Raw genomic sequence first — 14,167 nt, 5'->3', positions numbered from 1 at the left:
CCACGCGGATGCCGCGGGCGACAGCCAGTCAGCCGTCGAGCATGCCACTGTCGCGGGCCGACGCGCCGCCGAGCTCGGCTCCCACCGCGAGGCGGCACGCCAGTTCGAGCGGGCCCTGGCTCATGCAGCCCGCCTCTCCGGCAGCGGGCTGCCTGACGAACAGATCGCAGACCTGTACTGGTCACTCGGCTACGAGCTGTACATCACCGGCCGCATCGAAGATGCCTCGGCGGCCGTGGAAAGCGCGCGTGACATCTGGGAGCAGCTGGGGGCGACCACCCGAGTCGGTGACGCCTGGCGGTGCCTGTCTCGCCTGTTGTGGTTCGAGGGACGCAACGCCGACGCCGAGGCTGCGGCAGTTCGGGCGCTCCAGGTCCTCGAGGGGCCCCCGACTCCGGAGCTCGCCTATGCCTACAGCAACATGACCCAGCTGTACATGCTCACGAGTGATGGTGCGGCGACCCGGACGTGGGGTGCCCGGACCCTGTCTCTCCTCGACTCCCTCCCCGAGGGCCGAGCACGGACCGAGCTGCGCGCGCACGCCCTCAACAATCTCGGGACGATCGAGGTGGTCGCCGGCGACCGGGCCTCCGGTGTCACGATGCTCGAGGAGAGCCTTGACCTGTCGCGTCAAGCGGAGCTGCACGAGCACGCTGCCCGCGCCTACGTCAACCTCGCATCGAGCGCGATTGCCCAGCGTCGCCACCACGACGCGCATCGTCACGTGCTGGAGGGGCTCGAGTACTGCACGGAGCGCGACCTCGACTCCTGGACGAACTACCTGCTGGCGTGCGATGCGGAGCTCCAGGTCAATCGGGGCGACCTGGCCGCAGCAGAGCGTCGGGCCGAGGCGGTCCTCGCCCACCCGTCACTGGCGAGCAATGCCGCCCTGACCCCACTCGTGAGTCTGGCCCACGTGAGGGGCCGGCGCGGCGAGGGTGGCTGCGAGGCCCTGGTGGCGCGGGCCGCCGCCTTGGCCGACGGAATCGGCGAAGTGCAGGTGGTGGCCCCGGTCGCCGCGTTGCGTAGCGAGCTCGCCTGGCTCGGGCGGCGCGATGCCGAGGCCGGCGAGATCGCAGGCGCCGTCCTGGAACTGGTCGAGCGAGCGGACTGTCGGTGGAACCGGGGCGCAGTGCTGCGCTGGCTGCCACCGGGTGCACGTCCATCACACCGTGAGGTAGCACCTCCCTTCGCCGCGGAACTCGCCGGAGCGTGGCAGGAGGCGGCCGCCCTGTGGGAGGGCCTCGGCTGCCCCTTCGACCAAGCCCTCGCCCTGGCACGCAGTGGCGACCCCGACGCACTCGCCAAGGCGGCAGGCATCTTCGAGGAGATCAAGGCTCACGCCGCCGCCGCCCGGTGCCGAGCCGACCTGCGCGCCCTGGGCCGGACGGCACCGCGGGCGCCCGGCCGCGCGACGCGCACCCATCCGAACGGGCTCACGAGACGGGAGTCCGAGGTGGCCGACCTGTTGGTCCAGGGCCTGTCGGACTCGGCCATCGCCGACCAACTCGTCATTTCTCGACGGACGGCAGAGCACCACGTGTCATCGATCTTGGCCAAGGCCGGTGTGGGCTCACGCAGAGACGTCATCGAGTGGTACTCGTCGGCGCCTTGAAAAGGGTCTCGCGTCATACGTAACGATCACGGGCGTCCTGGGTAGCGGCTCGACCGACCCGAACATGGGTAGCCGTCCCCCATGCCCGGCTCCATTCCGTTCGGTGACCCTGAAGACACACCAACCACCCGCGGAAAGGGAGGGCACGATGCCACTCTTCATGGACGTTCACTCGCTCGGTGACGGCGTCACGATGGACGATGTCGCCAAGGCCCACGCGGCAGACCTGGCCACCCAGGGGCCGCACGACGTCAACTACTTGCGCTACTGGGTCGACCAGGGCAAGGGCCAGATCTTCTGCCTCGTCGAGGCGCCCGACGCCGAGGCCGCCAACACCGTCCACCGCGACGCACACGGCCTCGTCGCCGATGCCATCTACGAGGTCAAAGAGGGCAGTTGAGATGCGTGCAGCACTGGCGGCCGCCCTCGGCACCACATGCCTCGTCGCCGGCTCCGCGAGCGCCGGAGCGATCGGCCGGTCAGAGACGACTGGCCACACGGCGAAGCTCGCGGACCTCCGCGAGGCCACCGCGCCCTACCGGTCCGGGCCGGCCAACCCGTGGACCACCCAGGTCTTCGACGTCAACGGGATCACGTGCATCGAGGATCCGGAGGGAACCGGAACCATGGGTATCCACTTCGTCGACGCCGCCAACTTGGTCGACGGCAGGGTGAGCCGGCTCGCCCCCGAGGCGCTGATCTACGAGCCGGGGCCGAACGGGTCGCTCGCCCTCATCGCGGCCGAGTACATCGTCTTCGCGGACGCCTGGGAGGCCACGCACGCCCACGCGCCGATTCTCTACGGCCAGCGTTTCGCTCGGGTCTCGGCCGGGAACCGCTACGGCCTTCCTGACTTCTACGAGTTGCACGTCTGGCACGAGAAGGCCAACCGCAACGGCACGTTCAACGACTGGAACCCGGACGTGCACTGCACCTGATCAAGGGATGGGACGCAAGAGCTCGCGAGGGCGCCAGACGGTCTCACAGCTGGATGCCGCGGGTCAGTGCTCCGTCGACGACGAGGTTGGTGCCGCTGATGCGGCTCGCCACGGGACTGGCGAGGAAGACGACCGGCCCACCCACGTCAGCGGGAGTGCCCATGTGGCCGGTGGGGTTCAGGCCGACCGCCATCTCGAACAGCTCCGGATTGCCGGTTTCGATGCTCTCCCACACACCGCCCGTGAAGTAGGTGTTGCCCGGCGAAACGGTGTTGGCCCGAATCCCCTTCTCGGCCAATTGCATCGCGAGGCCGTGGATGTAGCCGACGATCGCTGTCTTCGCCGTGCCGTACGGTCCGGACGCGAAGTCCGACTCCCTCCCTGACACGCTCGAGATGGCGATGATCGACGCGGCGTCGCTGCGCTCGAGGAAGGGCATCGCCGCTCGCACGAGGCGAACGGTGTGCATGACGTCGACGTTGAGGCTGAGCTCCCAGTTCTCCTCGGTGTCGGGGATGGCCAGCGCGCTGACGTTGGCGACGACCACGTCGATACCGCCCATCGACTCGGCCGAGGACTGCACCCAAGCCGCCAGCGCCGCGGCGTCGCCCACATTCACGACGGTGCCCGTGACCTGGCCCCGGCCGGCCAACTCGTCAGCAGTCGTTGCGACTGCCTGAGGGTCGCGGGCGCAGAAGCCCACCACGGCATCTTCGTCGAGGAATGCCTCGACGATGGCGCGGCCGATGCCGCGGCTGCCGCCGGTGACAAGGACTCGCTTGCCGGCGAGTTGGAGATCCATGTCGTGCCTTTCGTTGGTGGAGGACGGCTGTCAGATCCGGAGGACGCGAATGCAGTGGGCCCCGGTCGGGCTCACACTGTGCCGAGCGTGCGGGCTCGCTCGCGCAGGTCGGCGTGGATGCCCCCGAGGACGTCGGCTGCGGGCAGCAAAGCCTTGGCTGCCTTGACGACCACGCTGTAGTTGGCGTCGACGACATTGGCGACGGGCACTCGCGTGATCTGCGAGCACAGCTGGTACGCATCCATGACGTGCATCCCATGGAGGACGCTCACCCAGCGGACGAGCTCGGCGTTGGCAATGCGCCACGAGTCCTCCATTGGCCGGCTGGAGCCGACGGTCATGATGTGGGTGTCGTCCTCGATCCGCGGCCACCCGGGCGCATGGCCCTTGACGAGGTCGACGATCAGCGTGCTCGTCATCGCGCCCTCGACCGCGGTGCCGCAGGCCTCGCCCTCGCCCTGGCGATAGTGCCCGTCCCCGATCGAGAAGAGCGCGCCCTCGACGTTGACGCCGAGGTAGACCGTGGAGCCGGCCCGCATCTCGGGAGTATCCATGTTGCCGCCGAAGCGCTCGGGAACCAGGGAGGAGCGGGCCTCACCCCCGGCCGGAGCGACACCCACCGTGCCGAGCATCGGCTCGAGCGGCAGCTCGACGCGGTGCTCGCTGTGCCGTGCGACGAAGCCGACTGTCCCGCGGGCGCGGTCCAAGTCGTAGATCCACGTCGTGTCGGGCAGGGCCTCCTGCAGGGTGACGACGCGATCGGTGCTCGTCATGCCGCCGAAGAAGGGGATCGCTGCGGACGCGCCCCAGTCCCGCGCCGGCTCGAGAGCGACGAGATGCAGGATCAAGGTATCGCCGGGCTCGGCACCCTCCACGAAGAACGGCCCTGTCTGCGGGTTGACGAAGCGAAGGTCGACCTTGGCGCTCGACAGGTCGTCGACGCTTCGCAGCGCTCCACCGAAGGCGTCGTCGGACCAGAGCCGAAGGGCGCTCCCTGGCTTGATCCGCATCGCCGGGGCGGCGCCCCCGAACGTGTAGGCGTACTCGTCACGAACGGGCGTGTACTCGATGACGTCCATGATCGAAGGTACTCGACTGCAGGCTCAGTGGGCCTCCCGTTCCCGCGCCTTTCTCGACTCGCGGTCGTTGGCCCGACCGATGGCCTCGACGAGTTCATCCTTGGTCATCTTGGACCGGCCCTTGACGTCGAGGCGCTTCGCGACGTCGTAGAGGTGTGTCTTGGACGCGTTGGCGTCGACACCGCCGGCGGTCTCGCCTCCTCGACGGGCCCGGGCCCCCTCGCGAGCCGCCTGGGCATCGGAGGGGCCCTTCTCAGCTTTCGGCTCCCAGTGGTCGCCGACCTTCTCGAAGCTGTGCTTGAGCGCGGCGAAGGCCGTCCGGTGGGCGCGTTCGCCCTCGCCGTACTGCTCGACGGCGTTGTCGTGAACCGTCGCCCAGAGGTCCTGCGCCTCCTTGGGCGAGCGCTCCAGCGTCGACGGCATCTCGTCCTTGGCGGGCATGTTGGTTCTCCTCGTGGCCAGGCTGTGACCCCAAGCCCCTACCCCGAACGCTGGGCTGACATCCCCTGTGCGGTCGGGGCTCATCCGAGCACACCGTGGCGCTCGCGTCGGTCAGCCGGAGAGCCGGCTCGGCGGAAACGAGCCAGACCCACCCCGCCCAGCACGGTGGCGACCAGCCCCACGAGCATCGCGACGACAGAGCCGCCAAACCCGTTGCCGGTGCCGAGGCCACCGTCTGCCGTCGTCGCTATCGCCGCGCCGACGACCATGGCCACCAGCCCGGACACGAGAGAAGCGACGGCGCCGCGTCGCCCCGGACCGGAGCCGATCCGACCAGTCGCGTGGGCCAGGGCCAGCCCACCGGCAACGGCCCCGGCGAGTCCAACGACTCCCGCCACCGTGGCCAGCAGCCTGCCGGAGGTCAGCTCGTAGGAGGTGGCCGAGGGCAGCGCGGATGGGTCTGAGGCCACCGCGACGAGCGGTGCCGCGATCGTGAATACGACTGACATGATGGTTCCTTCGTGTCGTTTTGGCTGTCCATTGAGCCTGCCGTCCGTAGCGCCACCGCGCGTCCCACAAGAGCGGACACTTGGTGCTGCCGCGGATATCGCACCCGGCTGCCGCACCTGCAGCAAAGCACCCATCACCTGCTGCGCCTGCAGTAGCCACAACCTCCTCTACGGGCGTGATTCCCCTCCGGCCCCACCCGGCTAGGGTCGGCTCATGGAGCGCGGAAGGCTGCGGGTCCCGGCCGACGTCGGCGACGGGGTCATCGCCGTCGGCCTGGCGGCAGCGCTACTGGTCTCTGGCATGTCCGCAGAGCCCACCACCGGCGACCTGAACCAGCTCGGCTATGCGCTCCTCGTCGCAAGCGGACTGGCGCTGGCGGCCCGCCGCCGCGCCCCGCTCGTCGTCCTCGCCGTGACCGGGTCCTGCGCGGTGGGCTACCAGGCGATCGGCTTCGACGTCCCTGCCGTCGCGTTCCTCTTCGCGGTCTATGCCGCCATGCGCGCGGGACATCGCCTCGCAACGGTGGCGGCAAGCGTGGCCATGCTGGCCGCCCTCCCCCTCGCCGCCCTCGCCAACGGGCACGACCTCGGGGCCGCCCTCGCCCAGGGTCGGGACGCCCTCGAGGTGGCGTGGCTCATCGCGGCCGCGGCCGCGGGTGAGGCGCTGCGCCAGGCCGAGCTGCGCGCGGACGAGGCGGATCGCACCCGCGAGGAGACCGCTCAGCGACGAGCTGACGAGGAGCGACTGCACATCGCGCGCGAGCTGCACGACTCGCTCACCCATCAGATCTCGGTCATCAAGCTGCAGTCCGAGGTCGCCGTCCACGTCGCCAGGCGACGCGGCGAGGAGGTGCCGGAGGCCCTGCTCGCGATCCAGGAGGCGGGACGTGAAGCGAGCCGGGAGCTGCGGGCCACCCTCGCGGCCCTGCGCGACGGCGACAGCAACCCGCCGCGCGGTATCGACCATCTCCCAGAGCTCGTCGATCGCGCCCGTGCGAGTGGCCTCGACGCAACGCTCACGATCGAGGGCGAACGAGGGGACGTCCCTGCCGCGGTCGGTCGCACCGTCTACCGGATCGTGCAGGAGTCGCTCACCAACGTAGCCAAGCACGCGGCCTCGGCGACCGCCTCTGTTCGAATTGACTGGCGTCCGGACGCCCTCGCGGTGCGCATCGACGACGACGGCCCGGCCACCCCGAGCATCACCTCCGCTCCAGGGGTGGGCCTGCTCGGGATGCTCGAACGCGTCACCGCCCTCGGTGGCCGCCTCCGGGCAGCGCCGCGCAGCGAGGGCGGCTTCACCGTCGAGGCGGAGCTGCCCGTGGAGCAGACCTCATGATCCGGGTCCTGCTGGTCGACGACCAGCCGCTGATCCGCAGCGGCTTCCGGGCCCTGCTCGACCTCGAGGACGACATCGAGGTCGTGGCCGAGGCGGCCGACGGGAACGAGGGCCTGGCCTTGGCCAGGGCGCACCTGCCCGACCTCGTGCTCATCGACATCCAGATGCCGGGCGTCGACGGCATCGAGGCGACGCGCCGCATCGCAGCGGATCCGGACCTGGACCGGGTCCACGTGGTGATCCTCACCAACTACGGCCTCGACGAGTACGTCTTCAACGCGCTGCGCGCCGGCGCCGCCGGGTTCCTCGTCAAGGACATCCTGCCGGAGGACTTCCTGCACGCCGTGCGCGTCGCCGCGCGGGGCGACGCGCTGCTCGCACCCTCGATCACCCGCAAGCTGATCAGCCGGTACGTCGCCCAGCCGCTCGACACTGGAACTCCGGCCGGCCTGGAGGAGCTGACCAACCGCGAGCGCGAGGCCGTCGCCCTCGCGGCGCACGGCCTGTCCAACGACGAGATCGCCGAGCGCATGGTGATCAGCCCGACGACGGCCAAGACCCACGTCAACCGCGCCATGATGAAGGTCCACGCCCGGGACCGCGCGCAGCTCGTGGTGCTTGCCTACGAGTCCGGCCTGGTGACACCTCGAAGCCGCTCCTCTCCGTGAGCACGGGGTAACCGCCAAGAAGTGGCCGTATGCCGCTGTGTCGGCTCCCAGCCGAACGATCGCCGGCGTGTCGGGCGGGGAACAAGCTCAGCGGCATACGACACGCGGGTGAACGGCGGGGCCGGGAGCGGCGACTGGGGCAGGATGGTACTGATGTCCAGCGCGCAGAGACCAGTCGAGGTCCTCGAACCGCCGATCCCGGATCGCGTGCGTCGACCCGCCGACGCGCTGAAGCTGGGTTTCGTCCTCGTCGTCCTCGTTGCCTCGCTCGCCCTCGCCGACGTGGCGGTGGGCACGACGGGAGCTCTGGAGCAGGACCTCGCACTGGCGACGAGCGGCCTGCCCCGCATTCTCCTCCAGCTCTTCAGCTGGCTCTCCGGCATCGGCGTCGTCGTCCTGCCGCTGGCCGTCGGAGCCGATCTCTTGGTCCGCGGCCGGCCGGTGCAGCTGGTCCATGCACTCGCGGCAACCGGCGCGGCGGCCCTTGTCGTGCTCGGGCTGAGCTCGCTCATCCTCGCCGGTCGTCTGGGCGACGTGGTCTTTGCCCTGACCCGTCCGCTCGGCGAGGGGCGCACCGACCCGTTTGACGCGGTCATCGTCTCGATGGTGGCGCTGCTCACGGTTGCCGACATCATCGGGCGCAAATGGATCGCCCCCCTTGCGGTCGTGGTGATCGGGTCCATCGCTGTGACGGCGTTCCTCTCCGGCGCCAGCACGGCCCTGGCCGTATTCAGCTCGTTGCTCCTCGGCTGGGCCGTCGGCCTCGCCTTCCGGTTCGGGTTCGGCGCCACCTCGACCCGGCCTCCGGGCGTGGTGATCGCCGATGCGCTCATCGCAGCCGGCGTGCCACTGGTGCGGCTCGAGGCGGTGGACTCCGACCACGCCGGGGACCGTCGCTACCGAGGCACGACGAGCTCGTCGCCGGTGGACGTCCAGGTCATGGACCGCGACACCTTCGGGCTCGCCTCCGGCCGACGACTGCTTCGCCTGCTGCGCCTGCGACAGGGCTCGACCCGCCCCGGGCTGACGCTGCGCGCCGAGCTGGAGCACCGGACCCTCATGGGCCTGACCCTTGCTCAGGCGAGGATCCCCGCGCCGCGTCCGCTGGCCGCCCGCGAGGTCGGTCCGTTCTCCGCCGTCATCGCTTTCCTCAACCCGGCCGGGACGCCGGTGTCCGAACTCGGAGCTGATCTCGACGACGCCCAGCTCGCCCAGATCTGGCGCATGCACGCCACCTTGCTGCGACTCTGCGTGGCTCACCGGGGGCTCGGTCCAGACATCGTGATGCTCACCGACGACGGCCGTGCCGGTGTCCTGCGCATCGGCGGCGACATCGCGGCCGACGAGCTCACCCTGCGCATCGACACAGCACAGCTGCTTACGACAGTTGGCCTCGCCGTCGGCGTCGAGCGGGCCGTCCAGACTGCCACCGCCGAGCTCGGAGAGGATGCGGTCGCCCGGGCGCTGCCGCTCCTGCAGCCGATCGCCATGACGCCGACGACGCGCGCGGCGCTCAAGGAGGACAAGACCCTGCTCGGCGCGCTGCGGGACGAGATCCAACGCCACCGACCCGTCGAGGAGCCCGTCGAGCCCATCGAGCTTCGGCGCGTGACGCTGCGCGGTCTGGTCACCGTTGTCGGCGGTGGCGTCGCGGCCTACCTGCTCCTCACCCAGCTCGCCCAGATCGACCTGCCCAAAGTCATCGCGAGCGCGAGTCAGGGCTGGGCCCTGGCGACCGTCGTCTTCGCCGCCTTGACCTTCGCCGGAGCCTCGCTGGCGCTCAGCGGGTCGATCAACCTGAAGCTGCGGTTCGTCCGGACCTACATGACCCAGCTCGCCGTGGCCTTCAGCGGGCTGGTGGCGCCGGCCGCGATCGGCAATATCGCCCTCAACACCCGCTACCTCCAAAAGGCCGGGGCTGATCCGGCGGTGGCGGGAGCGAGTGTCGGGGTCGCCCAGCTGGCCCAGTTCACCTCGTACTTCGTCCTGCTCGTCGTCTCCGGTGTCCTCGCCGGCACCGGCCCGCGGGCCTCCTTCACGCCGCCGGTGGCCCTGGTCGCGGCCCTGCCCATCGTCGTCCTCCTGTTCCTCGCCCTGCTCGCTGTCCCGCGGGCGCGCCGGCTCATCACCAACCGCATCGTGCCCCGGATCAAGACCGTCGTCCCTCAGGTCCTCTCGGTACTGCAGCACCCGCGCAAGCTCGCACAACTGCTCATCGGGGCGCTCCTGCTGGACGTGTCCTTCGTGGCCGCCCTCGTCTGCGCGACACGCGCCTTCGGGGCCACACAGCCGGTTGCGGCCATCGCCGTCGTCTACTTCGCCGGCGCGATCATCGGCTCTGCCGTGCCAACCCCCGGCGGCCTCGGCGGGATCGAGGCCGCGATGTCTGCAGGCCTGATCGCCATCGGGGTCGACGGAGGGACGGCCGTGTCCTCGGTCCTCCTGTACCGGCTGGCGACGTACTGGCTGCCGATCCCCTTCGGCTGGTATTCCCTCAACCGGCTCCAGAAGCTGCGGGCCATCTGATCGACAATGCTCATCCGCGACCGGCCCTTGATATCCGGAGGGACTGACGGAGCTCCAGGCGGGTACAGGCCCGGCATGTCTGCAGACGAGCCTTTGGCACCGACGAACCTACCGCCAGCCGCCAGGGCGGCCGTCGGGCTGGAGAACGACAAACGACTCGACCCCGCCGTGGCCAAGGTTGCTCAACTGACGCACCCCCTGCGTGACTCAGCGACCGGGTCGGCGCTACGTGGCGAGTGGATGGGCCACGCTCTTCATCCGGCCCTCACTGACCTGCCCATCGGACTGTTCACGGCGACGGCAGCGCTCGACCTCCTCGGCGGCAAGGCCTCGCATCCGGCCGCTCAGAAGCTCATTGGCATGGGCCTCCTCAGCGCCGTGCCCACAGCGCTGACGGGTTGGGCCGAGTGGAGTCGAGCGGACCACCGGTCTCAGCGGGTGGGGATCGCCCATGCGGCCCTCAACGTCGCCTCGCTCGGCCTCTATGCCGGCTCGTGGATGGCTCGCCGCGGCTCACACCATCGGCTCGGAGCAGCACTGTCCCTGGCCGGCTCCGGCATCACCGTCGCGGCCGCGTACCTCGGCGGCCACCTCGTCACCGTGCGCGAGGTCGCCAGCCGCCACCCAGGCTTCGCGTCCGACCGGGACGACGCCCAGTTCCTCCCGAGCGGGCCGGGCGCCTACGACACGCATCACGACCGTCAGGGGGACGGCCACGCCTTCAGGCAGCCCCAGCCGCCCGTGCCGTGAGCGCTCGGCAAACTGCAAGAGGTCGTATGCCGCTGACTTTCCTCCCAGCTCTACGCTCGCTCAGCGTCGGGCTGGGAGCGGGCTCAGCGGCATACGACAGATCACGACCTGCGCTGGGACGTGAGGTCGGCAGAGGGGACCACGTCGAGGTCGGCCAGGAACTCATCGACGATGGCATCCCACTCGGCGGGCCTCTCAAGGTTGGGGTAGTGACCGGCGTTCTCGACGCGCGCGACGCCGCGGCCGTCCTGGACGCTCGCCACGGCTCGTTCACACATGTGGTGGTGGTCGGCCCCGTCCAGCTCGCCGACGATGCCGAGAAGCGGGACGTTGATCTCGGGCAGCCGCTCCCACGAGCCCACGACGTGGTCCGGCGGGACGATCCCGGGTCGCACATGGGTGGCCACGAAGTGCCCGTGCATCGTGCGCAACCGCTCGACCACGGCCGGGTCGAGGTCGTCGAGCGTGCGAGCCGGTCCGGCGGCGTAATCGAGCTCCGCAGCAATCCACGCGGCCGCGTCCATGGCGTCCATCGCGCGCTGGAGGCGAGCCAGCTGGGACAAGGACCACGGGTCTTCGAAGACCGGCTCGTTCGTCCCCGCGCCGCTGATGACCAGGGCCTTGACGAGTTCGGGGTACTCGAGCGCCGTGTCGACGGCGGTGCCGGCACCCATGCTCGTCCCTATGAGGATGGCAGGGCCCGCGTCGAGGTGCCTGATGAGGGCAGCGACGTCGTCGCACTGGCGGAACGGCTCAAACGGTGTCGACGACTGGCCGTGCGCCCTGGCGTCGGGGGCGATGACGCGTCTGTGCGGTGCGAGGTGGTCGATCTGGTGATCCCACATGCGGCGGTCGACGTAGCCGGCATGGAGCAGGACAACCAACGTGTCGCCAGCGCCGGTGTCGAGGTAGTCGATGTGGCCGCCTGGGACGTCGAGCTGGGGCATGGTTGGTCCTTCCGTCAGGTCTGCTGGTTGGTGGGCTGGTTCGTGTCGCCGCCGGCGATGGCCTGCAGCTCGAGGACGACGTGGGCCAGGACGCGCACGGTCGCCTCGAGGTCCTCGTCGGGCAGTGGCGCCGCCATGCGGTCGATCCGCTCGAGTTCTGCGTCGTGGACGTCGAGGTAGGTCGTGCTGCCCTTCTCGGTCAGGACGATGAGGTGTGATCGCTTGTGGCCCGGGTTTGTTCGCGACTCGACGTAGCCGAGCCCCTTGGCGTCGTCGACGATCCGCTGGATGCCCTGACGGGTGATCCAGAGTGCCCGTCCGAGCTGCGGGACGGTCTGCGGGCCGCCGAAGTGGAGCACCTCGAGCACCGCTCGCATGGGCATCGTCAGCGCGTGGCCGGCGAGCTGCTCGGTGACCACGTGGGCCGACAGCTGGTGGATCGGACGGATGAGGCGGATCGCCTCATAGAGCTCCTCGGCCTTGCGCATCATGGCAGCCACCTTGTCAATATGACAATCTTGTTGTCAATAATTATCTCCTGACGGGATGACCGACGAGGCCTCGTTTGGTGGGTGCCCGCGGGGTGAGGACGGGGCCAGCCTCGGTGCCTCGGCGCAGGTCGGGCTCCTACCGTCGACGACATCCGAACTTTCGGGCGCCTCGAGGGCGAGCGCTCGTGGCTCCGGACAGCCGCTGTCGCGTCGATGGTGGTGTTCGTGTCCGCCGTCGTCTTCGGCACCTCCTGGGCCACGGCCGCCCAGTTGGAGGGCGTAACCCCTGATCTCGCGCTCTATGCGTTCGACGAGGGCAATATCGGGTTTGCCAACTCCTGGCTGGGCTTGGTCGGCTTCGCTTTGGCGAGCGGCTGGGCGACCTTGGCCGAGGGCTGGCTCCCCGCTGGCAGGGGTGGCTGGCCGTTTCGAGTGCGGTGGGCTTCGTCGCGGCACGCTTCGTCTGGACCTCGCAGCTCTGGCTCGTGCCCTACGCACTGTTCTGGGCCTGGCTCATCGCCGCGAACATCGCTCTCCTGCGACGGTCAGCGACTGCCTCACGGGCGTGACGCGGCGGGCATGCCTGTGGCCCCGCCCGGTGTGGCGGGGTTCGGGACGGGCGAGCTAGACGTGCCAGGTGACGCTGGTCGCGGTGACGGTCGCGGTCAGGTCGTGGCGGTGCACGTAGGTGTGGTGCCGGCGGCAGAGCAGCGCGGTGTTGAGCAGGCTGGTCTTGCCGCCGGACCACCACGGGAGCACGTGGTGCGCGTCGGTCCACGCCGCGGGGATGGTGCAGCCGGGGAAGCTGCATCCCTGGTCGCGCTGCCAGAGCGCGGTCCGCAGGCCCTTCGTGACCAGCCGCCGCTCCCGCCCCACGTCCAGCGGCTCACCCTTGCTGCCCAGCACCAGCGGGATGATCGCGGCGTCACAGGCGAGCCGGCGCACCGTGGACACCGACAGCACGTCGCCGGACATCGCCAAGGCGGTCCCGGGCAGCCGCCCGGCCAGCACGTCGTGCTCGACCGTGACGACCAGCTTGGCCTTGTCCGTCGTGGGCAGCCCGTCCGCGGCGGCGACCCCACGCGCGACGATTTCGAGCAGCGCGTCCGCGCGCCGCTTGGCCGGGGTGCGCGGGTCCGGCTCGAGGGTGTGCCCGTGCCGGTCCTTGGTCGGGCAGGGCACCGACAGCGGGTCCACCGCGGACTTGATCACCGCGGCGGCCTCCGGGTCGAGCACGCCGCGCATCGGCACCATCCCGGTCCGTGACGGTTGTCCGAACCAGAGCCCGCGGCTGGCGCGGCGGCCCTCGTCGAAGCGGTCCTCGTCCTTCGGGGGACGGACCTCCTCAGTGTGGTGGCGCACCAGCCCGGTGAAGTCCTCGTGGATCAGCTCCGGCGCCCGGTCGACCAGATCCTGCACCGCGGTCGCGACGTCTTCCGGGTCGGCGACCCGCTCGGTCCGCTCGTGAAATTCGATGATCCGGGCCGCCTTGGCGACCGTGACGTGCTGCATGGTGACCCGCGCGGCGAGTTCGGCCCAGCGCGGCTGGGTCACCGCCTTGGCGACGGTGAGGTAGTCCTTGGCCTGTCCGGAGGTCAGGGTCGGGTCGAGCGAGCGAAGCCAGTCCGTCACGCGCAGCCCGCCCGGCGGCTCCTCGCCGCGCTCCTGCAGCTCGGCGAGCACGTTGACCAGCATCACCTCGTGCTGGGCCCGCAGGCCGGCCAGGTGCCCCACCGTGTGCGCGAGCAGGTCGGAGCCGTGCCGCCCCAGCGGCTTCCCGAGCAGCGCGTCGACCTTGACCGCGACCGGCTCCTCAAACTGCGGCGGCTCGGTCGGGCCGGGGTAGTTCGCCTCGAACCAGTCCGCGTCCGCGCCCTCCAGATCGAGTTCGGACAGGTCGACCGACTCGACCTCCCGCGGGTGGAACGGCAGCGGCCCGTCCGCCGGCACGTGGCCCCACAGCCCGCCCGGCGCCCGGCCCCCGACGTCACGCAACCGAGGACGCCGCGCACGCGGTGCCTCCGTAGCGCCCGGACCAGCGTTGTCAGCCCCGGCGCCCAAG

The 14,167-nt window shown here is 70.3% G+C and carries 14 protein-coding genes; 7 read left to right on the top strand and 7 right to left on the bottom strand.

Going from position 1 to position 14,167, the window contains the following annotated elements:
- The 3 genes from VIR15_RS14895 to VIR15_RS14885 form a co-directional block, all read left to right on the top strand.
- Positions 1-1,615 (top strand): helix-turn-helix transcriptional regulator (locus tag VIR15_RS14895; RefSeq protein ID WP_331929057.1); only part of this gene is annotated, 1,615 nt, incomplete at its 5' end.
- A 148-nt stretch (positions 1,616-1,763) separates the two neighbouring features.
- Complete coding sequence (locus VIR15_RS14890; protein WP_331929054.1) at positions 1,764-2,015, top strand: DUF4242 domain-containing protein; 252 nt, start codon at positions 1,764-1,766, stop codon at positions 2,013-2,015.
- Position 2,016: 1 nt separating this feature from the next.
- On the top strand, positions 2,017-2,553 hold the full coding sequence (locus VIR15_RS14885; protein ID WP_331929052.1) for a hypothetical protein: 537 nt from the start codon (positions 2,017-2,019) through the stop codon (positions 2,551-2,553).
- A 43-nt stretch (positions 2,554-2,596) separates the two neighbouring features.
- On the opposite strand, the gene VIR15_RS14880 is transcribed toward VIR15_RS14885, so the two are convergent.
- The 4 genes from VIR15_RS14880 to VIR15_RS14865 all read right to left on the bottom strand — a co-directional run bounded on the left by VIR15_RS14880 (position 2,597) and on the right by VIR15_RS14865 (position 5,384).
- On the bottom strand, positions 2,597-3,355 hold the full coding sequence (locus VIR15_RS14880) for an SDR family NAD(P)-dependent oxidoreductase (protein ID WP_331929049.1): 759 nt from the start codon (positions 3,353-3,355) through the stop codon (positions 2,597-2,599).
- Positions 3,356-3,426: 71 nt separating this feature from the next.
- The gene (locus VIR15_RS14875; RefSeq protein ID WP_331929047.1) at positions 3,427-4,434 is read right to left on the bottom strand and encodes an acetamidase/formamidase family protein; all 1,008 of its coding nucleotides are present in this window, start codon (positions 4,432-4,434) and stop codon (positions 3,427-3,429) included.
- Positions 4,435-4,458: 24 nt separating this feature from the next.
- Positions 4,459-4,875, bottom strand: a complete 417-nt coding sequence (locus VIR15_RS14870; protein ID WP_331929044.1) for a ChaB family protein — start codon at positions 4,873-4,875, stop codon at positions 4,459-4,461.
- An 80-nt stretch (positions 4,876-4,955) separates the two neighbouring features.
- Positions 4,956-5,384, bottom strand: coding sequence for a DUF6223 family protein (locus VIR15_RS14865; protein ID WP_331929042.1), 429 nt, complete (start codon positions 5,382-5,384; stop codon positions 4,956-4,958).
- Positions 5,385-5,598: 214 nt separating this feature from the next.
- On the opposite strand from VIR15_RS14865, the gene VIR15_RS14860 reads away from it, so the two are divergent.
- The 4 genes from VIR15_RS14860 to VIR15_RS14845 all read left to right on the top strand — a co-directional run bounded on the left by VIR15_RS14860 (position 5,599) and on the right by VIR15_RS14845 (position 10,667).
- Positions 5,599-6,723: a sensor histidine kinase gene (locus tag VIR15_RS14860; protein WP_331929039.1), complete on the top strand. Its 1,125-nt coding sequence runs from the start codon at positions 5,599-5,601 to the stop codon at positions 6,721-6,723.
- Positions 6,720-7,391, top strand: a complete 672-nt coding sequence (locus tag VIR15_RS14855) for a response regulator (RefSeq protein ID WP_331929037.1) — start codon at positions 6,720-6,722, stop codon at positions 7,389-7,391. The genes VIR15_RS14860 and VIR15_RS14855 overlap by 4 nt, the downstream gene beginning before the upstream one ends.
- A gap of 153 nt (positions 7,392-7,544) precedes the next feature.
- Positions 7,545-9,917, top strand: coding sequence for a lysylphosphatidylglycerol synthase transmembrane domain-containing protein (locus VIR15_RS14850; protein ID WP_331929035.1), 2,373 nt, complete (start codon positions 7,545-7,547; stop codon positions 9,915-9,917).
- A gap of 75 nt (positions 9,918-9,992) precedes the next feature.
- A complete protein-coding gene (locus VIR15_RS14845; RefSeq protein WP_331929032.1) occupies positions 9,993-10,667 on the top strand; it encodes a DUF2231 domain-containing protein in 675 nt (224 codons plus the stop codon).
- Between the two features lie 101 nt (positions 10,668-10,768).
- Here the strand turns inward: VIR15_RS14845 and VIR15_RS14840 are convergent, their stop codons facing one another.
- From VIR15_RS14840 to VIR15_RS14830, 3 genes are all read right to left on the bottom strand, one after another.
- Positions 10,769-11,614, bottom strand: coding sequence for an alpha/beta fold hydrolase (locus VIR15_RS14840; protein ID WP_331929030.1), 846 nt, complete (start codon positions 11,612-11,614; stop codon positions 10,769-10,771).
- A gap of 14 nt (positions 11,615-11,628) precedes the next feature.
- Positions 11,629-12,105, bottom strand: a complete 477-nt coding sequence (locus VIR15_RS14835) for a MarR family winged helix-turn-helix transcriptional regulator (RefSeq protein ID WP_331929028.1) — start codon at positions 12,103-12,105, stop codon at positions 11,629-11,631.
- A 624-nt stretch (positions 12,106-12,729) separates the two neighbouring features.
- On the bottom strand, positions 12,730-14,167 hold a 1,438-nt coding region (locus tag VIR15_RS14830; protein ID WP_331929026.1), incomplete at its 5' end, for an HNH endonuclease signature motif containing protein.

Origin of the sequence: Intrasporangium sp., assembly GCF_036566125.1 — a bacterium.
GTDB lineage: Bacteria > Actinomycetota > Actinomycetes > Actinomycetales > Dermatophilaceae > Intrasporangium.
Note: the sequence above shows the minus strand (reverse complement) of the source record. Positions and strands in the feature narration are given on the sequence as shown.